This window comes from Bradyrhizobium viridifuturi, from assembly GCF_001238275.1.
Lineage (GTDB): Bacteria > Pseudomonadota > Alphaproteobacteria > Rhizobiales > Xanthobacteraceae > Bradyrhizobium > Bradyrhizobium viridifuturi.
In genome coordinates this window covers 1-294 of the sequence record NZ_LGTB01000145.1, presented here as the reverse complement: position 1 = coordinate 294, position 294 = coordinate 1, and the positions used below count along the sequence as shown (strand labels likewise).

Sequence of the window (294 nt, the reverse complement as noted above, 5' to 3'; positions counted from 1 at the left end):
TGACCCATGCCGGCAGCACGATCTACCTGTATCTCGACAGCGTGACCGGCATCGTGACCGGCTCGACCTCGGCCACGCAGGCCGGCATCAATGCCGGCAACACCGCGTTCACGCTGAGCGTCGGCCTGACCACCGGCATCGTGACGCTGACGCAGTTCGAGTCGATCGACCACTCGCAGACCGACACCTACAGCGGCTCCTACATCAACGACGTCAAGCAGCTTGCCGCCAACCTGATCGACCTGAAGGCAAGCGCGTTCACCACCGACAGCGAAGGCGACAAGACGGTCACGG

At 63.6% G+C, this 294-nt stretch carries 1 protein-coding gene; it reads left to right on the top strand.

The genetic code is table 11. From position 1 onward, the window contains the following. The coding region (locus ALC15_RS44470; RefSeq protein WP_157861007.1) for a DUF5801 repeats-in-toxin domain-containing protein at window positions 1–294 on the top strand (294 nt) is incomplete at both ends.